20 protein-coding genes and 1 pseudogene are annotated in these 24,787 nt (G+C 71.9%); 10 read left to right on the forward strand and 11 right to left on the reverse strand.

The features are described from left to right. Nucleotides 1-187: 187 nt before the first annotated feature. On the reverse strand, nucleotides 188-2,362 hold the full coding sequence (locus ACIQV3_RS23235; protein ID WP_403714655.1) for a discoidin domain-containing protein: 2,175 nt from the start codon (nucleotides 2,360-2,362) through the stop codon (nucleotides 188-190). 217 nt (nucleotides 2,363-2,579) lie between these two features. Further along, the gene (locus ACIQV3_RS23240; protein ID WP_403714657.1) at nucleotides 2,580-4,790 is read right to left on the reverse strand and encodes a discoidin domain-containing protein; all 2,211 of its coding nucleotides are present in this window, start codon (nucleotides 4,788-4,790) and stop codon (nucleotides 2,580-2,582) included. Between the two features lie 175 nt (nucleotides 4,791-4,965). Between ACIQV3_RS23240 and ACIQV3_RS23245 the strand changes: the two genes are divergently transcribed. Then, entirely contained in the window at nucleotides 4,966-5,196 is a 231-nt protein-coding gene (locus tag ACIQV3_RS23245) for a hypothetical protein (RefSeq protein ID WP_403714658.1), read from the forward strand. Between the two features lie 1,117 nt (nucleotides 5,197-6,313). On the opposite strand, the gene ACIQV3_RS23250 is transcribed toward ACIQV3_RS23245, so the two are convergent. From ACIQV3_RS23250 to ACIQV3_RS23265, 4 genes are read right to left on the reverse strand one after another with little or no spacing between them, the layout of a single operon-like run. Continuing rightward, complete coding sequence (locus tag ACIQV3_RS23250) at nucleotides 6,314-7,675, reverse strand: GH1 family beta-glucosidase (RefSeq protein ID WP_403714660.1); 1,362 nt, start codon at nucleotides 7,673-7,675, stop codon at nucleotides 6,314-6,316. A 32-nt stretch (nucleotides 7,676-7,707) separates the two neighbouring features. Continuing rightward, entirely contained in the window at nucleotides 7,708-8,547 is an 840-nt protein-coding gene (locus ACIQV3_RS23255; RefSeq protein WP_403714955.1) for a carbohydrate ABC transporter permease, read from the reverse strand. Between the two features lie 31 nt (nucleotides 8,548-8,578). Beyond that, entirely contained in the window at nucleotides 8,579-9,574 is a 996-nt protein-coding gene (locus ACIQV3_RS23260) for a carbohydrate ABC transporter permease (protein ID WP_403714662.1), read from the reverse strand. A 20-nt stretch (nucleotides 9,575-9,594) separates the two neighbouring features. Continuing rightward, on the reverse strand, nucleotides 9,595-10,914 hold the full coding sequence (locus tag ACIQV3_RS23265; protein ID WP_403714664.1) for an ABC transporter substrate-binding protein: 1,320 nt from the start codon (nucleotides 10,912-10,914) through the stop codon (nucleotides 9,595-9,597). A gap of 184 nt (nucleotides 10,915-11,098) precedes the next feature. Between ACIQV3_RS23265 and ACIQV3_RS23270 the strand changes: the two genes are divergently transcribed. Further along, a complete protein-coding gene (locus tag ACIQV3_RS23270) occupies nucleotides 11,099-12,418 on the forward strand; it encodes an ROK family protein (RefSeq protein ID WP_403714665.1) in 1,320 nt (439 codons plus the stop codon). Between the two features lie 98 nt (nucleotides 12,419-12,516). Here ACIQV3_RS23270 and ACIQV3_RS23275 read toward each other — a convergent pair whose 3' ends face one another. Further along, nucleotides 12,517-13,929 (reverse strand): ABC transporter ATP-binding protein, encoded by a 1,413-nt coding sequence (locus ACIQV3_RS23275; protein WP_403714667.1) that lies wholly within the window; start codon nucleotides 13,927-13,929, stop codon nucleotides 12,517-12,519. 303 nt (nucleotides 13,930-14,232) lie between these two features. Between ACIQV3_RS23275 and ACIQV3_RS23280 the strand changes: the two genes are divergently transcribed. The 3 genes and pseudogenes from ACIQV3_RS23280 to ACIQV3_RS23290 all read left to right on the forward strand — a co-directional run bounded on the left by ACIQV3_RS23280 (nucleotide 14,233) and on the right by ACIQV3_RS23290 (nucleotide 15,195). Beyond that, on the forward strand, nucleotides 14,233-14,490 hold the full coding sequence (locus ACIQV3_RS23280) for a hypothetical protein (protein ID WP_403714669.1): 258 nt from the start codon (nucleotides 14,233-14,235) through the stop codon (nucleotides 14,488-14,490). Further along, nucleotides 14,490-14,660, forward strand: a pseudogene (locus ACIQV3_RS23285) (hypothetical protein); the annotation flags it as partial. The gene ACIQV3_RS23280 and the pseudogene ACIQV3_RS23285, both read left to right, overlap by 1 nt. A gap of 55 nt (nucleotides 14,661-14,715) precedes the next feature. Continuing rightward, on the forward strand, nucleotides 14,716-15,195 hold the full coding sequence (locus ACIQV3_RS23290) for a phosphotransferase family protein (RefSeq protein ID WP_403714670.1): 480 nt from the start codon (nucleotides 14,716-14,718) through the stop codon (nucleotides 15,193-15,195). Here the strand turns inward: ACIQV3_RS23290 and ACIQV3_RS23295 are convergent. The 3 genes from ACIQV3_RS23295 to ACIQV3_RS23305 form a co-directional block, all read right to left on the reverse strand. Further along, nucleotides 15,182-15,541, reverse strand: coding sequence for a hypothetical protein (locus ACIQV3_RS23295; RefSeq protein WP_403714673.1), 360 nt, complete (start codon nucleotides 15,539-15,541; stop codon nucleotides 15,182-15,184). The two genes, ACIQV3_RS23290 and ACIQV3_RS23295, sit on opposite strands and share 14 nt — an antisense overlap. Before the next feature lie 69 nt (nucleotides 15,542-15,610). Then, nucleotides 15,611-16,075, reverse strand: coding sequence for an iron chaperone (locus ACIQV3_RS23300; protein ID WP_403714674.1), 465 nt, complete (start codon nucleotides 16,073-16,075; stop codon nucleotides 15,611-15,613). 101 nt (nucleotides 16,076-16,176) lie between these two features. Beyond that, nucleotides 16,177-16,632 (reverse strand): carboxymuconolactone decarboxylase family protein, encoded by a 456-nt coding sequence (locus tag ACIQV3_RS23305; protein WP_403714676.1) that lies wholly within the window; start codon nucleotides 16,630-16,632, stop codon nucleotides 16,177-16,179. A gap of 204 nt (nucleotides 16,633-16,836) precedes the next feature. Between ACIQV3_RS23305 and ACIQV3_RS23310 the strand changes: the two genes are divergently transcribed. Next, the gene (locus ACIQV3_RS23310; RefSeq protein ID WP_403714678.1) at nucleotides 16,837-19,296 is read left to right on the forward strand and encodes a tetratricopeptide repeat protein; all 2,460 of its coding nucleotides are present in this window, start codon (nucleotides 16,837-16,839) and stop codon (nucleotides 19,294-19,296) included. Nucleotides 19,297-19,384: 88 nt separating this feature from the next. Here the strand turns inward: ACIQV3_RS23310 and ACIQV3_RS23315 are convergent, their stop codons facing one another. Beyond that, nucleotides 19,385-20,056 carry a DUF4352 domain-containing protein gene (locus ACIQV3_RS23315; RefSeq protein WP_403714680.1) on the reverse strand — a complete coding sequence of 224 codons (672 nt, stop codon included), beginning with the start codon at nucleotides 20,054-20,056 and terminating at the stop codon, nucleotides 19,385-19,387. Nucleotides 20,057-20,749: 693 nt separating this feature from the next. Here ACIQV3_RS23315 and ACIQV3_RS23320 point away from each other — a divergent pair. The 4 genes from ACIQV3_RS23320 (at nucleotide 20,750) to ACIQV3_RS23335 (ending at nucleotide 24,775) form a co-directional block, all read left to right on the forward strand. After that, the gene (locus ACIQV3_RS23320) at nucleotides 20,750-20,911 is read left to right on the forward strand and encodes a hypothetical protein (RefSeq protein ID WP_403714682.1); all 162 of its coding nucleotides are present in this window, start codon (nucleotides 20,750-20,752) and stop codon (nucleotides 20,909-20,911) included. 102 nt (nucleotides 20,912-21,013) lie between these two features. Continuing rightward, a complete protein-coding gene (locus ACIQV3_RS23325) occupies nucleotides 21,014-21,223 on the forward strand; it encodes a hypothetical protein (protein ID WP_403714685.1) in 210 nt (69 codons plus the stop codon). Nucleotides 21,224-22,257: 1,034 nt separating this feature from the next. Beyond that, nucleotides 22,258-23,082, forward strand: a complete 825-nt coding sequence (locus tag ACIQV3_RS23330; protein ID WP_403714687.1) for an inositol monophosphatase family protein — start codon at nucleotides 22,258-22,260, stop codon at nucleotides 23,080-23,082. A 271-nt stretch (nucleotides 23,083-23,353) separates the two neighbouring features. Next, a complete protein-coding gene (locus ACIQV3_RS23335) occupies nucleotides 23,354-24,775 on the forward strand; it encodes a phytoene desaturase family protein (RefSeq protein WP_403714688.1) in 1,422 nt (473 codons plus the stop codon). The last annotated feature ends 12 nt before the right edge of the window (nucleotides 24,776-24,787 follow it).

Below are 24,787 nucleotides of genomic sequence, written 5' to 3' on the forward strand. Positions count from 1 at the left end.
AGGGAGAGCGCTCTCCAAGCTTTGGTGCACACCGCGTGCACCGTCAAGTCCCCCCGGTCCCCGTCCCCGGCAAAAGGAGAAGACCCGGCCCTCCCCGTTGTTCAGGCGGGGAGGGCCGGGCCCGTACGGAGGGCCGACCGGGTCAGGGCGGCCGGTACTCCGCGTTCAGTGCCGCGCCGTCATCGGGTCAGCTGTAGACGCCGAACTCGTGGAGGGAGTAACCCCAGGCGGTGCCGCGCGCGGTCAGGTTCAGTCGCACGTGGCGGGCGTTCGCCGACACGTTGATCGTGTCGATGTCACCGTTGCCGGTCGTGGTGGTGTGCACGGTGCGCCAGTTGGTGCCGTCGTCGGAGAGCTGCACCTCGTAGGACTTGGCGTAGGCGGGGTTCCACACCAGCTGCAGGGTGCGGATCGCCTTGGAGGCTCCGAGGTCGACACCGATCCACTGGGGGTCGCTCCAGTCGCTGGCCCAGCGGGTGCCGGTGTTGCCGTCGGTGGCGTTGCCGGCCGGGCAGGGGCAGTCGCCGTAGGAGGCCTGCGAGGAGGAGGCGGTGGTGGGCTTGTTGAGCGCCAGGTTCGTACCGCTCACGGGCGGGGCGACCACCTTGACGGACTCGGTCTCGATGCCCGCGTTGCCGCGGCCGTCCTCGGCCTGGACGTACACCTTCCACACGCCCAGCTTCTCGGGAGCGGTGACGGCGAAGGTTCCGTTGCCCGTCGCGCGCCACTGCGCCTCGACCAGGCGCTTGTCGCCGTTCGCGTAGTTGCCGCTGAGGAAGACCTTGTACGTCAGGGGGTCGTTCTGCGGGTCCGTGATGTTGGCGCGGACGGTGAACTCACCGCCGGCCGGGGCGTTGGAGGCCTTGTCGACGACCATGTTGCTGATGACCGGCGGCGTGTTGTCGCCCGCGGTCGACCCGGTGTACGCCTTCTTCACCGCGTAGTACGAGAGCCTCTTGAGCCCGTCGGGCAGCAGGTTGAACCAGATGCCGCCGAAGTCGTGCTCGATGCCGTAGTGGAACATCGTGGCACCCAGCGCCACGCCCTGGTGACCGGTGATGCAGTTCCAAGCCGTGGTGTAGCCCTCGGCGGTCTGGACATCGGTCTTCTGGTCGGGGATGCCGTTCGCGTCGTTCGGCACCTCCCACTCGCCGGCCGGGCCCGTCTCGGTGATGATGTAGGGCTTGTTGTAGCCGCCGGACACCCAGTCCTGCTTCACCCCGCAGATGTCTCCGTAGGAGTTCATCGAATACAGGTCGAGGTCCGGGGAGTTGCGCTTGTAGTACGGCCACGCGCCCGTCCAGGCGTCGGTCGAGGTGACCGGGTGGTCCGGGTCGATGGTGTGGATCTTCTTGGCGACGTCGTTCACGAACGTGGCGTAGGCGTTGCGCTGCGCCTCCAGTTCGGTGCCGCTGTAGCAGTTCTGCAGGCCGAGGACGGACTCGTTGCCGACGTTCCACATCAGCGTGGCCGGGTGCGACTTGTAGGTGTCCACCCACTTCGCGAACTCGGTCAGCATGGTGCTCTTGTACGCGGCGTCGGTCACGTAGTTGACGCAGCCGCCCGAGCCGGGGCCGCCGCCGGGCTGCAGCCAGAACCCGTTGATGACCCGGACGCCGTTCGCCGCGGCCGTGTCGAGCAGCGGCTTGCTCGACGCGTCCGTGCCCCAGGTGCGGATGGTGTTGACGCCCATGGACTTCACGTCGGGCATGTACTTCGGGGCGTCCGCGAAGGACGGGCCCCAGGTGAGGCCCTTGACCGTGTACGGCTGTCCGCCGACGGTCAGCTGCCAGTTGCCCTGGGAGCCGGCCACGCGCACGGCGCCCTGGGGCGGGGGCTCCACCGAGGTGGTGCCGTAGACCTGGAACTCCCAGAGGGAGTAGCCGTAACCGCCGGAGCGGACCAGGCCGTTCATCCGTACGTAGCGGCCGCTGCCGGAGATGGCGATCTCGTCGGTGCCGCCGTCGCTGCCGGTGACGGACTTGGCGGTGCGCCAGTTCGTCCCGTCGTCCGAGACCTGGATCTCGTAGTTCTTGCCGAACGCGCCCTCCCACGTGAGGACCACCCGGCTGAGGCTGCGGCTCGCCCCGAGGTCGACCTGGATCCACTCGGCGTCGCGCCACTGGCTGGCCCAGCGGGTGCCGGTGAGGTTCCCGTCGAACGCGGCGGCCGCGGAATAGCCCTCGCCCTCCTGGGAGGAGGCGGTGGCCGGCTTGCCCTGGGAGAGCAGGGTTTCCGCCGCGACCGCGGTGGGGGCGCCGGCCAGGGTGAGCGAGGACGCGAAGAGTGCGCCCAAGGTGACGAGGGCGGCCGCGCCGCGCGTGCGGCGGGGACTGCTTCTGATGGTGGGAGGGGGGAACATGGCGGCTCCTGGTGTCAATTGCGGGGGAGTGCCCCTGGGCCGGGGCGCGGAGGGCGGTTCACCCGGCCCAGGGGAGTTCAGCGCGGCTCCGGCGGGTCGGCGGAGACCGGTCGAGCGGGTGGTGCCCCCGGGCCGCGGCGGCAGGGCGGAAACCGGGCCCGGGGTGTTGTGGGCCGGTTCCGTCGGGTGGGTGGAACCGGCGGGGAGGCAGGGGGGCTCAGGGGTACGAGACCACCGTCGAGGGAACCGTCGAGGTGCCTGCCGGGACCGTGGACGCCCCGGTGTCGTTGATGACGTGCGCGTAGTGGCCGTTGCCGCCGAGCGACACCGTCAGGAGGCTGTGGAACTTGACCCCCGGCTTGACGGGGGCCTTGAAGCCGTGGTCCTGGATGATCGTCGGATCGACGTTGTAGTTGCTGTAGGAGCCCAGGCCCCAGGCTTCGTGGGTGTTGACGGAGTCGTCGACCCGGTAGGCGGCGTAGCCGCGGGTGCTGCCGTTCTGGATGGCTGCCTGGTTGGGGGCGTCGTAGGCCTTCTCGTTCTGGTAGAAGACCGTCTTCCCGCGCTCGCCGAACCACTCCACGTCGTACTTGTTGAAGTGCTCGACGAACAGGCCCGTGGCCAGGACGTCGTCACCGTTCACCCGCACCCCGTAGTCGGCGCGGTTGGTCTCCCAGCCCACGCCCTCGCCGTGGTCGGCGCGCCACACCCAGGTGTGGTCGACGATGGCGTCGTCGCTGTTGACGACCACGCTGGTGGTCGCCTTGCCGGCGCCCGCTCCGCCCACGCGGACGTAGACGTCCTGCACGGTGGTGGGGTTGGCGGCGTGGTCGGCGGAGGAGTTCTGCGGTCCGAGCTCCAGCAGGGTCGGCGAGTTGACCGGTCCGGCATCGATCAGGAAGCCGGCGAGACGGACGCCGTCCACGTCGGCGACCTTCATCGCGGTCACCCCGTTGTCCGGGATGATCGTGGCGAGGCCGAGGCCGAGCACGATGGTGTTCGCGCGGTTCACGTTGATGGTCTGGTCGACGTGGTAAATGCCGGGCGTGAACAGCAGGTGCAGGCCCTGGGTCAGCGCCCGGTTGATCGTGGCGGCCGTGGTGCCGGGCTTGACCACGTAGAACCGGCTGAGCGGGACGGACTCGCCCTGCGGGGTGCCGTTGGCCCAGCTGGTGCCGCGCGCGTTGGTGCGCTTGGCCGGTGCGAACACCTTGTACTCGGCGCCGTCGACGTAGAGGTAGGGCTTCTCGCGGGAGACGGGCGTGGTGTCGAGCGTGGTGTAACGGGGCTCGGGGAATCCGTTGGCCGGAGCGCCCTCGACGCCGGAGAAGGTCTGGTTCCACACGCTGTTGGACCAGCCGCCGATGGAGCTGTCCCGGGTGTACCACTGCTGCTGGGAGTAGTTGCCGACCTGGCCGTCGACCTTGGAGTCGGCGATGTAGCCGCCGCTGGCCCAGCCGTAGCCGTTCGGCGCCAGGTTGAGCGCGCCCTTGACGTGCATGCGGCGGAAGGAGGACGCCTGCGAGACCGCCCATCGGTTGGTGCCGCTGACCGGGTTGAGGGTCAGGCCCTCCGCACCGCGCCAGAAGTTCTGGGTCGCGTTGCCGTTGAACCAGCCCGCGTCGACCGTCACGTCACCGTTGATGGTGGTGTCGCCCGGGCGCAGGCCGAGGCCGGCGATCTGGGTGTAGAAGCCGATCTGGGCGTTGATGTTGTTGTACGTGCCCGGCTTGAGGAGGAAGGCGTGCCGGCCGGTGCCGAACTGCGCCGACTCCTGCTCCTGGAAGACCTGGTCCAGCTTGGCCTGGATGCCGGGCGTGGAGGGGTCGACGATGTGTACGTTCGGCCCCAGGTCGCCGCCGCCCGGGAGGGTCGGGCCGCCGCCGTCGCCGCCGGTGCCTGCGAACACCTTGAACTCCCAGAGCGAGTAGCCGTAGCCGGTGGCCCTGGTGACGCCCTGCATGCGGACGTAGCGGGCGGTCCCGGTGATGTTCACGGTTTCGGTGCCGCCGGCGCCGGTGGTCGTGGAGTGGGCGGTGGACCAGTCGGTGCCGTTGACCGAGAGCTCGATCCGGTAGGCCTTGGCGTAGGCGGCCTCCCACTGCAGGACGACCTTGCTCAGCTCGGTCGCGGCGCCGAGGTCCACCTGCAGCCACTGGGCGTCGGAGGCGGCGCTGGACCAGCGCGAGCCGTCGTTGCCGTCCACGGCGTCGGCCGCGGGGGTGCCGTAGTGCTCCTGGCTGGAGGCCGTGACCGCCTTGCCCTGGGAGACCGGGGCCGGCTCGGCCGAGGCGGCGGGGGACGAGGGTGCCAGCGCGAGCAGGCTGCCGAAGAGGGCGGTCGTGACCGCCCCGGCGATCCCCCTCCGGGGGGAGACGGGACGTCGTCTGCGGGGCGACGCGTCGACAGGTATGCCGGTAGCAGGCATTGGTGCTCCTTTAACGAACATGAAACGGGAGAGCGCTCTCCAGACCTTGCCCGTAACGCGATCGAGCGGTCAAGGAGGTTGACGCCTTTTCTTTCGTCTTTCATTAAGTGCAGAGGTGGGGAGGGGTGGGCGTCGGGGCGGGCGCGTGGGCCGCGAGCGGCGGATGCTTGGTGGCATGGCCGACCAGATACAGGTCACCGTCCACCCCGTCGCCCCCGGCGGCGGCCGGCGGGTGACCGCACGCGTCCACGGCACCGATTCGACGCTCGGCGTGGCCCACGGCATGTCCGACGTGGTCGAGTTCCTGCGGCGGGCCGGCTGGCCCGACGAGGAGGACTGGCCGCCGGTCCTGTGGCGCGGCGGCGGGCCGGCGGTGTGGGCAGACGCGCCGGACGGCGAAGCGTGAGGGCGGGGCCGCGCCGGGGCGCGGCAGGGGCGTGGAGTCCCGGTCGGCGTTGACGCCGGTGCGTGGGGCGCCGGTGCGCGGAGTCGCGTTCACCGTGGCGGGGCCGGACGCGTAGGGGCCCTGCGGGGGCCGGCCCGCGCGCGGACGCACGGCAGCCCTCCCGTGGGGAGCCGGGAGGGCGCTGGGCCCGGGATGGTCCGGAGCCACACCATAAGCACCGGAACGTGCGGGCCGGTAGGCATATGACAGCGGCCGTTCCGGATGCTTCATCCGCTGCGCAGGGGGCGCCTGGGACGCCTGGGCCGCCTGGGGCGGTCCGGGGGCGATGGGCCTCCCGCTGGACGCAGTGCCGGGAATCCGGCCGTCGACGGCACTCGCCACCGTGCGCGCCCCTTGAAGTGATCGCCGGGGAGCGGGGTGGACGGGCGTACGTCCGGGACGGCCGGACGCCCGGCTGGGTTGTGCCGACCGGGCGTTCTGCGGGGGCGGGGGACCGCCGATTGGCCTGCGGGGCTTGCCGGGCCTGCGGGGGTACGAGGCCTGCGGGGCTTGCCGGTCCTGCCGGTCCTGCCGGTCCTGCCGGTCCTGCCGGTCCTGCCGGTCCTGCCGGTCCTGCGGGTCCTGCCGGTCCTGCGGGTCCTGCCGGTCCTGCGGGTCCTGCCGGTCCTGCGGGTCCTGCCGGTCCTGCGGGTCCTGCCGGTCCTGCCGGACCTGCCGGTCCTGCCGGTCCTGCCGGTCCTGCCGGTCCTGCCGGACCTGCCGGTCCTGCCGGACCTGCCGGTCCTGCCGGACCTGCCGGTCCTGCCGGACCTGCCGGTCCTGCCGGACCTGCGGGGCCCGCCAGGCCTGCCGAACCCGCGGGGCCTGCCAGGCCCGCGGACCTGCGGGGCTCGCCGGGCCTACGAGGCCTGCCGGACCTGGCGGACCTGCCGGGCCTACGAGGCCTGCCGGACCTGCGGGGCCCGCCAGGCCTGCCGAACCTGCGGGGCCTGCGGGGCCCGCCAGGCCTGCCGAACCTGCGGGGCCTGCCGGGCCTGCCGGGCCTGCCGGGCCTACGAGTCCTGCCGGGTCTGCCGGGCCTGCCGGGAACGGGATGGTGGCCGGGCCGGCCGTTGGGTTAGGCGTGGAGGCGGCCGTGGTCGCGGACGATGTCCGCGTAGCGGTGGCCGCTGGTCTTCATGGTGCGCCGCTGGGTCGCGTAGTCGACGTGGACGAGGCCGAAGCGCTTGTCGTAGCCGTAGGCCCACTCGAAGTTGTCCAGCAGGGACCAGGCGTAGTAGCCGGCCAGCGGAGCGCCCTGGCGGGCGGCGCGGGCGCAGGCGGCCAGGTGCTGTTCGAGGTAGGAGGTGCGCCCGGGGTCGTCGACCGAGCCGTCGGGGCCGACGGTGTCGGGGAACGCGGAGCCGTTCTCGGTGACGTAGAGCTTCCGTACGCCGTAGTCGTGGGTCAGGCGCAGCAGCAGGGATTCGATGCCGGCGGCGTCGATCTGCCAGTCCAGGCCGGTGCGCGGGACGTCCGGGAGGCGGACCTCGCGGGCGAAGGGGACCGGGCCGTCGGCGTCGTTGGTGACGGTGGCGGGGAAGTAGTAGTTGAGGCCGTGCCAGTCCAAGGGCGCGGCGATGGTCTCCAGGTCGCCGGGCCGCTCGGGCAGCTCCACCCCGTACAGCTCGCGCATGTCGGTGGGGAAACCGCGTCCGTAGACCGGGTCCAGCCACCAGCGGTTGGTGTGGCCGTCCATCCGGACGGCGGCGGCGAGGTCCTCGGGATCGTCCGAGGCGGGTACCACCGTGGAGTGGTTGGTGACGAGGCCGATCTGCGCGCCGGGTGCTGCGGCACGCAGGGCCTGGGTGGCCAGGCCGTGGCCCAGCAGGAGGTGGTACGAGGCGCGGACGGCGGCGGTCAGGTCGGTCAGGCCGGGGGCCATGCGGCCTTCCAGGTGGCCGATCCAGCCCGAGCAGAGCGGTTCGTTGAGGGTGGCCCACTGGGTGACGCGGTCGCCGAGGCGCTCCGCGACGGCGGTGGTGTAGGTGGCCAGGTGTTCGGCGGTCTCGCGGACGGTCCAGCCGCCGCGGTCCTGCAGGGCCTGGGGGAGGTCCCAGTGGTAGAGGGTCACCGAGGGGGTGATGCCGGCTTCCAGGAGCCCGTCGATCACCTTGTCGTAGAAGTCGAGGCCCCGGGCGTTGACCGGTCCGGAGCCGTCGGGGACGATGCGCGGCCAGGCGATCGACATGCGGTAGGCGCTGGTGCCCAGCTGCTTCATGAGGGCGATGTCCTCGGGCCACCGGTGGTAGTGGTCGCAGGCCTCGTCACCGGTGTCGCCGTTGTCGATCTTGCCCGGGGTGTGCGAGAACGTGTCCCAGATGGACGGCCCCCGGCCGTCCTCCTTGACGGCTCCCTCTATCTGGTACGCGGAAGTGGCCGTGCCCCAGGCGAAGTTCGGGGGGAAGGCGCCGAGGTCAATGGAATCCGAATCCGACACAGCAAGCCTTTCGAAGAGCGTTGGTTGGGGGGCTACTTGACGGCGCCGGCGGTCAGCCCGGTGACGAGGTAGCGCTGGAGGAGGAGGAAGCCGCCGACGACGGGCAGGCTCACGACGAGCGAGGCGGCCATGACCTGGTTCCAGTACACGTCGTTCTGGGTCGAGTAGCCCTGCAGGCCCACGGCGAGGGTGCGGGTCGCGTCGTTGGTCATCACCGAGGCGAACAGCACCTCTCCCCAGGCCGTCATGAAGGCGTAGACGGCGACGGCGACGATGCCGGGGATCGCGGCGGGCACGATGACCCGGAAGAGGGCGCCGAGCGGACCGCAGCCGTCGACCTTGGCGGCCTCGTCGAGGTCCCGGGGGACCGAGTCGAAGTACCCGATCAGCATCCAGATCGAGAACGGCAGCGAGAACGTCAGGTAGGTGAGGATCAGCCCGGCGCGCGAGCCGAACAGCGCGATGCCGGTGGCGTTGCCGATGTTGACGTAGATGAGGAACAGCGGCAGCAGGAAGAGGATGCCGGGGAACATCTGCGTCGAGAGCACCGTGACGGTGAAGACCCGCTTGCCGCGGAAGGAGTAGCGGCTGACGGCGTAGGCCGCGAAGATCGCGATGATGACGGAGAACACGGTCGCCGAACCGGCCACGATCAGCGAGTTCATGAAGTAGTCCCCGAGGGGGACGGTCTTCCAGATGTCGAAGTACGGCTGGATCGTGAGGCCCGAGGGGATCCACTGGAACTTCCCCGACACGTCCTGCAGCGGCTTGAGCGAGCTGGAGATCATGACGTACACCGGCAGCAGGACGAACCCGGTGAGGAGCGTCAGGAAGACCAGCCGGCTCACGAGGAACGACTTGGGGGGCGCCATGGGCGACCGGGACTGCACCGCCTGAGTGTGCCTAGGCATCGCTGGCGCTCCTTCCTCGGGAGGTGAGCAGGAGGTAGAGGCCGGTCACCACGAGCAGGAACAGCAGCAGCAGGACGGACATCGCGGAGCCGGTGCCGAAGTTCCAGGTCTGGAACGAGGACTGGTAGATGTGGATGGAGATGAGGTCGGCCGAGGCCGGCGCCGATTTGCCGAACAGGACGAACGGCGTGTTGAAGTCGTTGAACGTCCACAGGAACAGCACCAGGATCAGGACCTGGTTGACGGGGCGCAGCGAGGGGAGCGTGATGCGGCGGATCTGCTGCCAGACGCCGGCTCCGTCCAGGGCCGCGGCCTCGTAGATCTCGCGGGGGATGTTCTGCAGGCCGGCCATCATGATGAGGAAGGCGAAGGGCCAGCCCTTCCAGACGGAGACGACCAGCAGGGTGACGAAGGCGTTGTCCCCGATGAGCCAGAACGGCGGGCTGTCGGTGAGCCCGAGCTGGTCGTGGATGACGTGGTTCACCAGGCCGTTGTCGCGCTGGAACATGAAGGCCCAGGTGATGACGGCGGCGTAGACGGGCAGTGCGTACGGCACCAGGAAGATGGTGCGCAGGATGCCGCGGCCCCTGAACGTCTCCTGCATGAAGATCGCGGCCGCCGTGCCGATCAGCCAGCACAGGCCCACGGAGAAGAAGGTGAACAGGCACGTGGTGAAGAAGGAGCCGAGCAGTGCCTCGCCGACCGGTGCGTCGAAGTCGACGGTCAGGGCGTAGTTGTCCAGGCCGGACCAGGGCGCGCTGCCCCAGTCGCGCAGGTAGAACTGGGTGAGCTCCTTGAAGCTGACCACGATGCCGATGACCATCGGGATCAGGTGGACCAGGAGTTCGAGGACGAGTGCGGGGAGCAGGAGCAGGTACGGCAGGGAGATGCGGCGGAGCCGCCCGGAGCGGCGCTTGCGGGGCGCCGCTCCGGGGTGGTTCTTACCTGCCGTCCGCTTGCCCGTACGAGGGGGTGCGGTGGTGGTCATGAGGTATCCGGTATCCGTGCCTACTTCTTGGGCATCTGCTGCTGGGCCTTCTCGAGCTTGGCCTTCACCGACTCCACCGTCACCGGCCGGCCGGCCGCCGCGTCGGCGAAGAGCTCCTTGACCGCGGTGCCCACCACCGTCTCGAACTGCGACTCCTCGGGGACCTGCGGGAGGGCGGAGGCGCTCTTGGCGAGCGTGTCGCGCAGGACGGACAGGCCGGGGGTGTTGAACGCGGGGTCCGTCTGCGCGGACTTCACCGGCGGGATCGAGCCGTAGGCCTTGTTGAGGACCTTCTGCTCCTCGTCACCGGTCATGAAGTTCACGAACTTCGTGGCGCCGTCGAGGTTCTTGGTGTTCTTGAAGACGGCCATGTTGATGCCGGCGACCATGGAGTTGGTGGACGTGCCCGTCCCCGGCGCACCGGACTGCACGGGCGCGGGGACCACGCCCCACTCGTCCTCCTTCATGCCCTGCGCGGCGAAGGTGGCCGACGCGGTCTGCCACAGCACCATGGCGGTCTTGCCCTTGGCGAAGTCGCTCAGCGACTGGTTCTGGGAGTACTCGGCGTTGCCCTTGGCGACGATCTGCGCGTCGGCCATCAGGTCGACGTACTGCTTCACGGCCTTGACCGCGCCGTCGGAGGTGAAGTCGGCCTTGCCGTCCGGGGTGAAGAAGTCCGCGCCGTGCTGCTTGCCCAGGACGAACACCTGGTGGATGTTGTTCGACAGGTTGGAGCCCTCGACACCCAGTCCGGCCTTGCCGTCCTTGGTCAGCTGCTTGCCGGTGGCGATCACCTCGTCCCAGGTGGTCGGCGGCTTGGTGACGCCCGCGTCGGCGAACGCCTTCTTGTTGTAGTAGAGCGCGTAGGCCATGGAGTACAGCGGTACGGCGGCCGGGTCCTGGCCCTGAACGCCGGTGGACCCGAGCGCCGACTCCACGAAGCGGTCCTTGCCGCCGATCTTCTCGAAGTTCTTGGCGTCCCACGGGAGCAGCGCGCCGCTGGCCTGCAGCGAGGCGCTCCAGGTGTTGCCGATGTTCAGGACGTCGGGGCCCTGGCCGGAGGTGGTCGCGGTCAGGATGCGGTTGAGCAGGTCGCCCCACGGTACGACCTCGAGCTTGACCTTGATGCCCGTCTGCTTCTCGAACTTGTCGAGCTCGGGCTGGAGGACCTGCTTGTCGACCTCCAGGCTCGATCCCTGGTTGGAGGCCCAGTAGGTCAGCGTCTTCGGCTGCTCGTTGGACCCGCTCCCGTTGGTGGAGCCACCGCCACCACAGGCGGCCGCCCCGAGGACGAGGGAGAGGGTGACGGCGCCTACCGCTGCGACTCTGATTCTGCGCATGGCTCCATGGGCCTTTCAGGAAGGAACGGGATGCCGACTGCGGGGTGGGGGGCGGACGTTCCGCGGCTCGCCCCCAAAACCACATGGCTTAATTTAGGATGTGAGTTAAACCTCAAGCGAAGGACTCGTCAAGAGCGTTCACGCAGGTATCTTGCAGGTACGGGCATCGACGACAGGGGACAGAGTGCGAGTACGTAGCGGCCGGACAGTGCGTGACCTGCGGCGGGAGAACCGGACCGCCGTATTGCAACGGTTGTATTTCGACGGTCCCCTGAGCCGCTTCTCCCTGGGTCCCGCCACGGGGCTGAGCTCCGGATCCATCAGCAACGTGGTCGCGGAGCTGGTCGGCGACGGCCTGGTGGAGGAAGCCGGGAGCGTCGAGTCGGCCGGCGGGCGCCCCCGTACCCTGCTCCGCGTCAGCCCGGAGAGCGGCTACATGATCGGCGTGGACGTGGGGGAGACCCGCATCCGCATCGAGCTCTTCGACCTGACCCTGACCGAGCTCGCACGCGTGGAGCGGCCCCTGGAGGCGGCGGGACCCCGCCGCATCGACCGCTACGACGTCGCGGTCGTCGTACGCCACCTGCGCGAGGGCATCGCCGAGGTCCTGGACGCGGCCGGCATCGCACCCGAGCGGCTCCTCGGCGTCGGCATCGGTGTTCCCGGCATCGTCGCCAGGACCGCGGACGGCGCCGTCGTCCACGGCCAGACCATCGGCTGGGACGCGGTACCCCTGGAGCGGATGCTGCGCGACTCCCACCTGCTGCCCGAAACCGTCACGTACTACATCGACAACGGGGCCAAGACCCTCGGCCAGGCCGAAATGTGGTTCGGCGCCGGACGCGGGGCGCACAACGCCGTCGTCGTGCTCTTCGGCTCCGGCGTCGGCGCCTGCGTGGTCAGCGACGACACCCGGACCGGCCGCGCCATCGAGTGGGGCCACCTGACCGTCCGCGTCCGCGGGCGCCGCTGCCGCTGCGGCGCCCAGGGCTGCCTGGAGGCGTACGCGGGAGCCGAAGCGCTCCTGGAACGCTGGGCCGAGGCGGGCGGGCGCCCGCCCGCCGACGCCGACGAGGAGACCGCCCTGACCGCGATGCTCGCCGCGGCCTACCCCTCACCGGACGCCGAAGGCGCCACCCCGCAGGCCGACGCGACGGCCCTGGCCGTCCTGGAGGAGACCGCCGAGTACCTCGGCGCGGGCTTCTCCGACCTGATCAACCTCTTCCAGCCCGAACGCATCCTGGTCGGCGGCTGGGCCGGCCTGCAGCTCGGCACCCGCTTCCTGGACTCCGTACGGTCCTACGCCACCTCCTACGCCCTGTCGTACCCGGCTGCCAACGTCCGCGTCGACCTGGGCACCTTCGGCCCCGACGCCGTCACCGTCGGCGCCGGAATCCTGCCGCTCGCCGACTTCTTCGCCCGCGGCGGCCACCGCGCGGAGCCCGAACGCGAGGAGCCGCTGCCCGCCTGGCGCACCACGCTGCAGGAGCGGGCCGCGCACTGAACCTCCGGCCCGCGCGGTCGGCCGGGCACGCCGGGGCGACAGGCCCCGGGCCGTCTCCTTCGGATCTTGCCGGGCCCGCGAGATCCGAAGGAGACGACCTACCGCTCCAGCGGCGCGAGCCCGTCCCCGGCCGGAGACACCCGGCGCCCCGCATGGTCGAAGACGTACAGCTGCGCGAGATCCACCAGCAGCGGGATCTGGGCCCCCACCCGGACCCGGACGTGCGGCCCCGTACGCACCACGAGGTCGCTGCGCACCGCCCCCAGCCGTTCGGGAGCGGGGCTCGCGTCGGGTCCCCGGGTGGATTCGGGCCGCCCGTCCAGGACCGCCACCGACCCGGGGTCAGACCCGGGGTCAGACCCGGGCCCCGGCCGCGCCCCCGACCCCGACCCCGACCCCGACAGCCGTCCCACGGCCCGGTCCCTGAGCCGGCCGAGGCCGCTCTGCTGCCGCCTGAGGCGGCGCCGGGGAGCGCCCGGCTGCCGCGCCGACTCCAGCTCCGCCACCCCTGCGGGGCGCGAGCCCGTGTCCACGTGGACCAGGGCCTCGTGCCCCTGGTACTCGACGTGCTCGACGATGCCCGTCATCGCCACCTCACCCGGCCGTGCCTGGCTCGGCGGGGCGATCCTGACCGCCTCCGAGCGCAGGCCGACGATGACCGGACGCCCCTGCTGGATCCGAAGCAACTGGTGGTCTGCGCTGAGGGGTTGGGGCAGGGCGAGCCGGTGGCGCCCCAGATCGATCCACATGCCCGCGCCCAGCGGCGCGTGGACGACGGCCTGGAGCAGGCTGATGCGGGGCGTGCCGATGAAGGCCGCCACGAACACGTTCGCCGGCAGGGCGTAGGTGTCCCGCGGTGAGCTGACCTGCTGAAGGACGCCGCCGCGCATGACCGCCACCCGGTGTCCGAGGGACATGGCCTCCGACTGGTCGTGCGTGACGTAGACCGTGGTGACACCCAACTCGGCCGTCAGCCGCGCGATTTCGGCCCGCAGATGGCCGCGCAGTTTCGAGTCCAGGCTGGAGAGGGGCTCGTCCATCAGGAACACCGACGGCCGGCGGGAGATGGCCCGGCCCATCGCCACCCGCTGGCGCTCGCCGCCGGAGAGCTGCCCGGGGAAGCGGTCCAGGAGCTCCTCGATGCCCAGCATCCGCGCCGTGGCCTCCACCTGCGGCTCGTGGTCCCCGCGGGGGTCGCGCAGCTTCAGCGGGAAGCCGATGTTCGCGCGACCCGTCATGTTCGGATAGAGCGCGAAGCTCTGGAACACCATCGCGATGTCCCGCTCGCTCGGCGGCATGTGGTTGGCGTACTCGCCGTCGAGGTAGAGCGCGCCCTCGGTGACCTCCTCCAGCCCCGCGATCATCCGCAGGACGGTGGACTTGCCGCAGCCCGAAGGCCCCAGCAGAACCAGGAACTCGCCCGGTTCGACGGTGAGGGAGACACGATCGACGGCGAGGGAATCGCGCCCGTATCTCTTGCTGACATCGCGCAACGCGATGGAACGACTCATAGCGATCCGCCCGGGGCTGGGATGGGGAGGGAGAGGGGGGTGGGGGAGCTGAGGACAGAAGCTAGCTCAGGGCCACCCCGTGAGGGAACGCCTTGGCGCAAGCTCGCGGAATCCGGCCACGGTTCGAGTGGGCGGCGTGGGTCGCATGCTGGGTAAACTCACCCTTTTCGTAGGCGAGTTGATCGCCGGTTCCTTGACCCCGGCCGGGAGCGGGCGTTAGGTTCCCACCATGGGAGAGCGCTCTCCAGTTGTCGTTCCGCCCCCGAGGGCGGATGGCTGCTCACCGGCCGGAGGATTCGCGCGATGAAGCGGACGCTGACCGGCGAGCAGATCGCGCGCGTGGCCGCCCACGCCCTGGGCCCCGGCACCAAGGTGCTGAGCAGCCGTGAACTGGTGGGCGGCACCTTCGATTCCGTCCACCTGCTGGCCCTGTCCCCGCCACCCGGCGAGCAGCGGACGCCGGTCGGCGGGGGCGGAGATCCGCCGGCGGGAGGGGAGCGGGCCGTCCTCAAGGTCGCACCACCCGCCGGTACCCCCTCATGGCTGACGAGAACGAACTGATGCGCACGGAAGCCGAGTTTCACCGTCGCGCCTCGGCCGTGCCGGGCCTGCCCGTGCCCGGAGTCATGGCTGCGGGCCTCGACCGGAGCGCGATCGACGGCGACTACCTGCTGATGACCTGTCTGGAAGGCGTGCGCTGGAGCCAGTTGCGCTCCGCAATCGCCGCCGAGGAGCAGGCCAGGCTGCGTACCGACCTGGGCCGCCTCCTCCGCGGGCTGCACCCAGGTGCGGGGTTCCTCCTTCGGCTACCCGTACGGGAATCCGCCGGCCGGTGGCGCGGCGAGCTGGCGGACCGCCTTCGAGGGCATGCTGGCCGACGTCTGCGCGGACGCCCGCCGCTTCCGGCCCCCGCTGCCCTTCGACCCCGACGAGGTCCTCCACCTCGTCCGCGCCCGCGGCCCGCTCTTCGACCAGGTGACGGCCCCCTCGCTCGTCCACTTCGACCTGTGGGAGGGCAACATCCTGCTCGCGGAACGGCACGGACGCCTGGAGATCACGGGAATCCTCGACGGCGAACGCTCCTTCTGGGGCGATCCGCTCGCCGACCTCGTCTCCACCGCGCTCTTCGACGACATCACCCGGGACCCGGCCTTCCTGTCCGGCTACCGCCCCGCCCCGCTCACGCCCGGCTACCGCCCCGCCCCGCCCCGCTCACGCCCGACGAGCGCCGCCGGATCGCGATGTACCGCGCCTACCTGGCCTTGATCGTCCTCGTCGAAGCCGTCCCCCGCGGCCACGACCCCCGGGCGCGGGCCCCCCTGACCGCCCTGGCGACGGCAGACCTGCGCGCGGCCCTGGACCTCTTGCGGTAGCACGCCGTGCGGCGGCCCTCGGAACCCACCGGCCGGGCCCGCGGGGCCATCGCTCCGGTGCCCACGTAGTCGAGGGCGAGGCCCCGGGCGAGGCCGATGCCGAGGCCCTTGAGTACCTCGGCCACGGTCGATGCCGCGGGCAGCGTCTCCAGGTGGGCCCCCACCGGCACCGGGCCCACGGCGAGCAACGCGAGCCGGTCGCTGTGCGACAGGGAGCTGGACGGGCCCGCCTCGGACACCGGCCGGCCTTGGGGCCCGCCGCACCCGGGGCAGGGCGCGGAGCGCGGGTGATCCCGGCAGGCCCCGCCTCAGTGCGCCGCGTTCTTCACGAGGATGCCGATCACCGCTTCGTCGGCGGCCGTGAGCCGCGGCAGGGCGAAGGAGGTCGGCCACATGGAACCCTCGTCGAGGTGCGCCTGGTCGCTGAAACCGAGCGTCGCGTAGCGGGCCTTGAACTTCTCCGCGCTCTGGAAGAAGCAGACCACCTTGCCGTCCCGGGCGTACGCGGGCATTCCGTACCAGAGCTTCGGTGCGAGACCGGGTGCGCTCGCCTTGACGACGGCGTGGATCCGCTCCGCCATGACCCGGTCGGAGTCCCGCATTTCGGCGATCTTCGCGACCACGGCGGCTTCCTCCTCAACCGCCTTGTCGGTGCGGGATCCGCGGCGCGCGGACGACGCCTTCAGGTCCTTGGCGTGCTCCTTCATCGCGGCACGCTCCTCGTCCGTGAATCCCTCGAACGTGCTCTGCGCGGGCTTGCGGGTGTTCGTCATGGCGGGTTCCTCCCGGGAGTCGGGGTGATGAGGCGTCGGGGTGATGAGGGGATGGGATGGGGTGCGGGGCTGGACTGTCGTACCTGCGGGGGCCGGGCCCGTCAGCCCCAGGCGCCGGCGATCTGACGGGTGGTGGCGTTGAGCCGGTTGAACATGTTCGTGACGCTGATCATCAGGACGATCGCGGCGAGCTGCTTCTCGTCGAAGTAGGTGGCGGCCGTGTCCCAGACCTCGTCGCTCACCGCGTCGGGGCGGTCGGCCAGCCGGGTCGCGGCCTCGGCCAGCAGCAGGGCCGCCCGCTCCTCCTCGGTGAAGTACGGGGTCTCGCGCCAGACGGCGACCGTGGCCAGCCGCTCGTCGCTCACCCCGGACTTGCGGGCGGCCTTGGCGCCGCCGTCGACGCAGGCGCTGCACCCGTTGATCTGGCTCACCCGCAGGTGCACCAGCTCCAGCGTCTGTCCGTCCACTCCACCGGAGTGCACGGCCTTGAAGATCTCCTGGATGGGCTGCATCGCGCCGGACAGGACGACGGCGGGGTTCTGCATGCGGGACTGCATCTCGGTGTGCTCCTCTTCTCGTGTTCCGGTCCTCCGGTTTCCCGGTCTTCCGGTTCCCCCCTCGGGGTGTGACTCCATAACAGCCGCAGCGGCCCGCGGCGGCGATGGCGGTGGGACACCCTGGGACAGGCGGAACATCCTTGACCAGCGAAGACGCGGTCCCGGATAATTCGGGCGCGGTGGGACAGGGATACGGGGGGAACCGTGGACACGGAACGACGGTCGGCCGAGGCCGACCCGCATGACGAGCTGGCCGCACGGCTGCGGCTGCTCCAGGAACTGTCCGGGCTGGGCGTACGGGCCCTCGCGAGGGAGCTGGGACTGAGCTCCTCCTCGCTCTCGCGCTACCTCAGCGGCCAGACGGCGCCGCCCTGGACCGCGGTGGTCGCCCTCTGCCGACTGGTCAAGCGCGACCCCCGCCCGCTGCGGCCCCTCTGGGAGCGGGGTTCCGCCCAGGCGCTGCCGGCGCCCCCGAAGGCCAGCCGCCAGGTCCAGCCGAGGCCCCGCAACGATCTGCCGCGCGACGTAGCCGACTTCACCGGACGCGAGGCCCAACTCGCTTCCGTGATGGTCGCGGTGGACAGCCACCGGGGCGTCGCCGTGGACGGCATGGCGGGCGTGGGCAAGACCTGTCTCGCGGTGCACGCCGCGCACCGGCTCGCCGCCGACTACCCGGACGCCCAGCTGTACGTGGACCTGCACGGCTTCACCGAGGGCCGGGACCCCCTCGCTCCCGACTCGGCGCTGCGGATGCTGCTCGGGGCGCTCGACGTGCCGTCCGAGAGGGTCCCGCAGGAGGGCCTCGAGCAGCTGGCGGCCTGCTGGCGCGCGGAACTGGCGGGCCGCCGTGCCCTCGTGGTGATCGACAACGCGGCCGACGCGGAGCAGGTCCGCCCGCTGCTGCCCGGCGCCGGTGACTCCGTCGTGCTGATCACGAGCCGCAACCGGCTGCTCGGCCTGGACGAAGTGCCCCCGGTGTCGCTGGAGGTGCTCAGCCCTCTCGAGAGCGCCGAGCTGCTCGCCCGGGCCAGCGGGGACTCCGGCGGCCCCGAAGGCCGTCTCGCCCGCGAACCGGAGTCCGCCGCCGAGGTGTTGAGACTGTGCGGCCACCTGCCGCTGGCCCTGCGGCTGGCCGCGGCCCGGCTGCGGCACCGGCCGGGCTGGACGGTGGGCATCCTCGTGGAGCGGCTGGCGGAGGGCTCGAGCGAGTTCGACACCGCGTTCGCCATGTCCGTACGGCAACTGGACCGGAACCAGGCCCGGTTGTTCCGGACCCTGGGCCTGCTGCCCGGCGGCTCCTTCGACGCGTACGCCGCCGCGGCCCTGGCGGACGTACCGCTGCGCGACGCTCGGGAGATGCTGGAGGACCTGGTCGACGCGCACCTGGTCCAGCAGCCCACGGCGGGCCGCTACCGGCTGCACGATCTGGTGCACCAGCACGCGCGGGGCGCCTGGGCCCAGCAGGACCCCCCGGCCGAGCGGGAGCGGGCACTGGGCCGCTTTCTCGACTACTTCGTGCACGCGGCGGCCGCGGCGGACGCCGCGATGCCGGTCCTCTCGCCGGGCCGGGCGCCCTCGGCGGGCCGGCCCCCGGCCGCACTGCCGCACTTCGCCGACAAGCACGCGGCCTGTGCCTGGCTCGCCTCGGAGTACGAGACCATGATCGCCGCCTTCGAGACGGCGGTCGCCGTCGGGGCGGACGCGCACGTGTGCGAGCTGCCGCGGTTCCTGCGGGCGTACTTCGCGCGGCGCTGCGGTACGACCCACCTCAATCACCTCTTCGAGCGGTCGCTGGCAGCCGCCGAACGCCTGGGGGATCCGCTGCGCCTGGCGGAGGCCTACAGCGACTTGGGCTTCGCGCGCTACAACGCGGGCCGGATGACCGAGGCAGCCGCCGCGTACGAGGAGGCCGGACTCCGGGCGGCCGAGGCGGGGGACGCCCGCTCGGAAGCCGAACTGGCCCTGCGCCGCGGCTATCTGAGCTGGGACCGGGGGAGCGCCGGGGAGCCGCTCGAACTCTTTCGGCTGGCCGGGAAGTTGTACGGGGACGCCGGTCTCCCGGCGGGCGCGGCCCACGCGGCCGCCTCGGAGGCCTGGGCGCTGCTCCAGCTGGGGGAGCGCGAGGAGGCGGCGCGCCGGGCCCGGGACGTGCTGGAGGTGTCCCACCCGGACCCGGCGTGGCCGCCCGCCCTGACGGCCCGCATCACCCTCGGCGTGGCCATCGCGGCGGAGGACCCCGAGGAGGCGTCGGAGCACTTGCACCGCGCGCTGGCCCTGGCCCGCGAGGACCGGCACGTGAACAACGAGGCGTGGTCCCTCAACTGCCTGGGCATCGCGCTGAGCCGGATGGGCCGCTACGAGGAGGCCCTGGCCAGCCACCGCGAGGCGTTCGCGCTGCTGGACGAGCTGTTCGAGGAACACTGGAAGGTCCGCTTCCTGGGCGGCTACGCCGAGACCTGCCGGCTCGCGGGACTGCCCGAGCAGGCCCTGCGCCTGCACCGCCGGACCCTGGAGCTGGCCCCCGGGCTCGGCTGCCGGCACGAGGAGGCGCTGGCGCACGAGGGGATCGCGGCCCTGCTCGACGACACGGACCCGACCGCGGCGGCGGAGCACCGCACGGCGGGACGCTCGGTCCGGGAGGAGCTCGCGGCGGGGGCGCGCTGAGCGGACCGCGGCGCGGTCGCGGCCCGAACGCGCCCGCGCCCCACCCCTCGTACGGCCGGGAGGCGGGACGCGGCAGCGGGCGGAGCGGTCAGGACACGGTGGCGCGGACGCTGTCCCCGATCAGCCCGTCGGTGTAAGTCACCGTCTTCGCCGTGAAAGCACCCTTGCCGGTGATCGTGCCGGTGATGTTCTCGCCCGGCGCCAGCTCGACGGTGTCGATCTGGTCCTCGGCGGCCGCGAGTTCGGCCACGTGCTTGGTTCCCTTGGTGTCGGTGATCGTGAAGTACAGCGGGTTCACGTTGATCGCCTTCGAGCTGTTGTTGGTGATCGTCACCGACACGCTCGTGTAGTCGCTGCCGTCCGCGAGGACGCCCTTCTTGAACTTCGTCTTCTTCGCGACCACGACGACCGGGGACTTCTTTTCGGGCTTTGCCGACGGCGCGGCCGCCGGGGCCTTCGCCGGAGCGGACGACGCGGACGACGCGGCCGGAGCCGGCGCCTGGGGGGCGGTTTCCTTCCCCGCCTTCGGGCTGCTCTCGCCGCCGAGCAGCGCCCCGGCTATGCCGAGGACCACGACGAGGCCGACGATGCCGAGGCACGAGAACCCGACGATCTTTCCGGCACTGTTCTTCTTCGGCTGCTGGGGCGGGGGCGGGTACCCGTATCCGGGCTGCTGAGCCGGGCCGGGCGGCGGGTACCCGTATCCGGGCTGGGGCTGCGGGCCGGGTTGCTGACCGGGCGGCGGGAACTGGTTGGACATGCGGGACCCCCACAGGACTGGTGCGAATCAGGTCACCGTATGGGTACATGGGTGCGCATGGGGTGCAGTGTCCGAACTGTGATGTTGCAGCCTCAACTGCTGTCCCTGCGTAGACCGTTGGGCAGGGAACTTGGTTCTTCACCCTGTACTTCGACTCCACGGGGACCGAGCTCCTGGCATGCAGCGGCGTCAAGAACGAGGGGCCCTCGCAGGGGAACGGTCAGGAGCTCCAGTTGTAGAGGCCGCCACCCATGTGTCGATGGCACTGTCCGGCTCAATGAAGCGGCAGGTCACTGACTGAAAGGCCCCATCAGGCCCCATCAGGTCCCCGCAGGCGCGTGGCAGTAGTGGCATCGTCGTCGACGGGGAGAGAGAACGCCATTCCGTGGGCCGTCTGAGCCGGCGGCGGGCGGGCAGTCCGGCCTTGGCGCGCCAGTAGTCCGCGTCGCGCGGGTCGGCCGGCCATCCGATCAGACGTTCGGCCCCCATGCGGAAGGCCCGGGGAAGACCGCGTGCACCTTGCTTCATGTGCCGGTCATCGGGCCTCTCCGGATCACGGGCCAGGCGTCTCTGCTCCGAGGCTCCCTCGCCCCCCACCAGGCGGCGGCCGGGTGGATGCGGAGCCGAGCACGTTTCATCGGCCCTGGCGCTGATCTTGTGACGGCCGCAGCCGGCGGGCATGGGGGATGCCCGGTGGTGGTCGACGATGATGCGGGGATGACGGATCAGGGCTCCGCCGCAATTCCGGCGCCGGCGTTCGACGAGGAGCGCACGCCCGTGCTCGCCGGTGGCTCGGTGATCGCCAGACCGTTCTCGGTGGGGGCGACGGCATTGTCGTCGGCCAGGCGGCAGTGACCGATTGTGGATAGGGAATCAGCCTGAAACGTTCGGCGGCGAGCTGACAGACTGTTCCCGAGCCGGTCCGACCAGGGGCCGGCCGGACCCGGGGGGACCAGCATGAACGTCAGAGCCGCCGCCATAGCCGCCACCGCCGCCTTCGCCCTGGCCGGGCTGGGAGCGGGCCCGGCCTTCGCGGACAACCACATCAGTGTCGCGCCGCAGGGGCAGGACCTGGCCGTCGAGCAGCTGAACCCGCAGGGCCAGTACCTGCGGGGTGAGCAGGGCCCGCAGTACCACCTGGGCCAGGACGGTGCGTTCGAGCACTGATCTCGCGGCTATGGAGTCTGCGGGCCCCCAGCCGTTGGGGCAGGGGTCCGCGGACGCCGTAGCGGGGCCGTAGGCGTAGGCCACGAAGTCCTGGAGCTCCGGGCCCCGGTAGGGCCGCGCGTGGTCGCCCGCGCCCCGGCAGTAGCGGTGATTGACCTGGCGGTCGGTCCTTCAGGTCCTGGTGGAGCGCCACGGTCATCGCGCCGATCTCCGTCTCGCCCGTACCTCCCGTACCGCCCGCGTACAGGGCCAACTTCCCGCCGTACGGGGCGTACGTGCCGTCGCGTGCCAGGTTGACCGGGTTCTGCCCGGGCCAGGTGCTCGGCGGGCCGAAGACCGTGGCCATCCGGTACGGGGTGTCGCCGGTGCCCGCCTTGCCTCCCTCCGGCATCACGACGATGCCCTTGAAGGCCGAGTCCCTCAGATTCGCCGTGACATTGCCCTCGTCGGTCTTCGGCCACTGCTCCACGTCGCCCGAGCCGCCGTGCAGCAGGTACAGCACCGGGTGGGGGTGCGCCGGGTTCCGCTGGTAGTCCTCCGGCAGCAGGATCCGTACCCGCACCGGGACCTGGACCGGACCGATCGACGGGGTGCCGCCGTGCGCGGTGAGGACGGCGGGGGTGGTCACGGAGGCATCGCCCATGCGTTCGATCTGTCCCGCGGCCGCCGACCAGGTTCGCATGGTCAGCCCGGCGGCATCGGGCGCGGGCAGCGAGGGCGGGACGCACGTCGCGCCCGTGGGGGTGGCGGGCACCGCCGAGAGCACGAGCGCGGCGGTGGCGGTGGCGGTGGCGGCGGTCGCGAGCAGGGCCGCGGCGCGGCGCGGCGGACGGGGAGGGGGAGGGGGAGAGGGCGGGGGTGTGGGGGAGGAGGGTGCCGGTCCCGGCCGGTGTGACACGGGCCGCCGGGGCCCACCAGGAGGTGGACCGGTTCCGGTCCACCCGGCGGCGCGTTCACCCGCGGTCCACCCGGGGTCCGGCCGCCCGCCGGGTCCGGCGGTGGGGTTTGTCAGCCGGGCGTGCTTTGCTGGATGCATGATCGATGAATTCCTCGCCCGGAACCTGTCCGACGTCGACGAAGCCGTGCGCAAGGCGGCGGCGATCGAGATCATGCCGAGGTTCCGCCGGCTCGCGGAGCACGAGGTGGACCAGAAGAGCGGCCCGCACGACCTGGTGACGGACGCCGACCGCATGGCCGAGGAGTACCTCACCACCACCCTGACCCGGCTGCTGCCCGGTTCGGCGGTGGTGGGCGAGGAAGCGGTGCACGCCGACCCCGGTGTGTACGGGGCGCTGCGCGCCGACGCCCCGGTGTGGATCGTGGACCCCGTCGACGGGACCCGGCAGTTCGTGCACGGGGACCCGGCGTTCTGCACCCTGGTCGCGCTCGCGCACCGCGGGGAGCTCCTCGCCTCCTGGACCTTCGCCCCGGCGCTGGAGGAGATGGCCACCGCCGTGCGCGGGCAGGGCGCGTACGTCAACGGCGAGCGGATCCTGAGCGGTTCGCCGGATCCAGGCGCCGAGCTGCGGGTCGCGACCGCGCACCCGCTCTACACCACGGAGGAGGAGCGCCGCGTCCTGGCGCGCCTCGACGTGCCCGGGGTGGCCTCCCGAGCCTGCGGTTCCGCGGGCCTGGAGTACCTGAAGGTGGCCCGGGGAGAGATGGACGGCCTGGCCTTCAACTGGCCCTCCGCCTGGGACCACGCGGCCGGGCTGCTGCTGGTCGCCGAGGCGGGCGGCTCCCAGAGCACCGTCGACCGCGTCCCCTTCCGGGTGGACCGGGACAACGCCCTGCCGTTCGCGGTCGGCCGGGACGAGGCCACGGCCGTACGGATCCGGGAACTGCTGCGGGGCGCGTGACACCGCGGCCCGGCCCCGCCCGACAACCACGGCCGGGCCCCGCCCGACAACCACGCCCGGCACCCGGCCGAACCAGCGCCCGGGCCCGCGCCCGGCACCCGGCCGGGCCCGCGCCCGGCACCCGGCCGAACCAGCGCCCGGGCCCGCGCCCGGCACCCGGCCGGGCCGGCGGTGAGCCCGGGGCGAACGGAGTCGGCGCGGATCGCGAAGCCGCCTATGGACAGGCGCAATACCCTGGGGGCGGTGGCGCCGCCGGACGAAGGAGTCGCAAGTGCCGTCGATCCTCGATGCGGTCGTGGTGGGGGCCGGCCCCAACGGGCTGACGGCCGCCGTGGAACTGGCCCGGCGCGGCTTCTCCGTGGCCGTCTTCGAAGCGGCGGACACCGTCGGCGGCGGGGCCCGGACCGAGGAGCTCACCCTCCCCGGCTTCCGGCACGACCCCTGCTCGGCGGTGCACCCGCTGGGCGCCGGTTCCCCGGTCTTCTCCACGATGCCCCTCAAGCGGTACGGGCTGGAGTGGCTGCACGCCCCGCTGCCCATGGCGCACCCCTTCGACGACGGCACGGCGGCCGTGCTCTCCCGCTCCGTCGCGGAGACGGCCGCGTCCTTCGGGGCCCGCGACGCGGGCACGTACCGGCGGCTCGTGGCGCCGTTCCTCGGCAAGTGGGACACCCTGGCCCGCGACTTCATGTCGCTGCCGGACACCGCGCTGCCCCGTGACCCGCTCACCCTCGCCCGCTTCGGGCTGGCCGGGCTGCCGCCCTCCACCTGGCTGCTGAGCCGCTTCCGCGACGACCGTGCCCGCGCCCTCTTCGCCGGACTCGTCGCGCACGTGATCGCCCCGCTCGGCGGGATCGGGACCAGCGCCGTCGGCCTGGTCTTCGCCCTCGCCGCGCACGCGAACGGCTGGCCGATGCCGCGCGGCGGCTCCCAGTCGATCTCCGACGCCCTCGCCGGGTACCTGCGCGACCTCGGCGGGACCGTCCACACCGGCTTCGAGGTCAAGCGGCTCGACGAGCTGCCGCCGGCCCGGGCGTACGTCTTCGACACCTCCCCGACCGCGCTGGCCCGCATCGCCCGCCTGGGCCGCGTCTACGACGGCTACCGCTACGGGGCCTCCGTCTTCAAGCTGGACTACGCCCTGGACGGCCCCGTCCCCTGGACCGCCGAGGAGCCCCGCCGGGCCGGCACCGTGCAGATCGGTCCGCGCACCCGCGACATCGACGCGGCCCTGCAACTGGCCTCCGGCGGACGGGTCCCGCGCACCCCCTTCCTCATCGCCGCCCAGCCCAGCCTGGTCGACCCCGGCCGGGCGCCCGAGGGCAAGCACACCTTCTGGGTGTACGGGCACGTACCGGCGGGCTGGGACGGGGACCTCACCGACGCCGTCGAGCGCCAACTCGAGCGCTTCGCCCCCGGGTTCCGCGATCTGGTCCTCGCCCGCGCCACGGCGGGCCCGCCGCAGCTCGCCGCCCGCAACCCGAACTACGTCGGCGGCGACATCGCCTGCGGAGCCGCCTCAGGCCTCCAGCTCCTGCTGCGCCCCAAGCTCACCCTGTCCCCGTACAACACGGCGCACCCGGCCGTGTTCCTGTGCTCCTCGGCCACCCCGCCGGGCCCCGGCGTCCACGGCATGTCGGGCCACAACGCAGCCAAGGCCGTCTGGCGCCACCTGCGCACGAAGACGCCCTGAGGCCGTCCGGAG

It is taken from the genome of Streptomyces sp. NPDC099050 (assembly GCF_044759865.1).
In the GTDB taxonomy this organism is placed as follows: domain Bacteria; phylum Actinomycetota; class Actinomycetes; order Streptomycetales; family Streptomycetaceae; genus Streptomyces.

Bases quoted from the DNA above. Each gene is read 5' to 3' on its own strand.
- ACIQV3_RS23325 (WP_403714685.1), top strand. From the start codon at position 21,014: ATGAACGTCAGAGCCGCCGCCATAGCCGCCACCGCCGCCTTCGCCCTG.
- ACIQV3_RS23245 (WP_403714658.1), top strand. From the start codon at position 4,966: ATGGCCGACCAGATACAGGTCACCGTCCACCCCGTCGCCCCCGGCGGC.
- ACIQV3_RS23315 (WP_403714680.1), bottom strand. From the start codon at position 20,056: ATGTCCAACCAGTTCCCGCCGCCCGGTCAGCAACCCGGCCCGCAGCCC.
- ACIQV3_RS23255 (WP_403714955.1), bottom strand. From the start codon at position 8,547: ATGGCGCCCCCCAAGTCGTTCCTCGTGAGCCGGCTGGTCTTCCTGACG.
- ACIQV3_RS23305 (WP_403714676.1), bottom strand. From the start codon at position 16,632: ATGCAGTCCCGCATGCAGAACCCCGCCGTCGTCCTGTCCGGCGCGATG.
- ACIQV3_RS23260 (WP_403714662.1), bottom strand. From the start codon at position 9,574: ATGACCACCACCGCACCCCCTCGTACGGGCAAGCGGACGGCAGGTAAG.
- ACIQV3_RS23280 (WP_403714669.1), top strand. From the start codon at position 14,233: ATGAAGCGGACGCTGACCGGCGAGCAGATCGCGCGCGTGGCCGCCCAC.
- ACIQV3_RS23240 (WP_403714657.1), bottom strand. From the start codon at position 4,790: ATGCCTGCTACCGGCATACCTGTCGACGCGTCGCCCCGCAGACGACGT.
- ACIQV3_RS23275 (WP_403714667.1), bottom strand. From the start codon at position 13,929: ATGAGTCGTTCCATCGCGTTGCGCGATGTCAGCAAGAGATACGGGCGC.
- ACIQV3_RS23300 (WP_403714674.1), bottom strand. From the start codon at position 16,075: ATGACGAACACCCGCAAGCCCGCGCAGAGCACGTTCGAGGGATTCACG.
- ACIQV3_RS23330 (WP_403714687.1), top strand. From the start codon at position 22,258: ATGATCGATGAATTCCTCGCCCGGAACCTGTCCGACGTCGACGAAGCC.
- ACIQV3_RS23235 (WP_403714655.1), bottom strand. From the start codon at position 2,362: ATGTTCCCCCCTCCCACCATCAGAAGCAGTCCCCGCCGCACGCGCGGC.
- ACIQV3_RS23265 (WP_403714664.1), bottom strand. From the start codon at position 10,914: ATGCGCAGAATCAGAGTCGCAGCGGTAGGCGCCGTCACCCTCTCCCTC.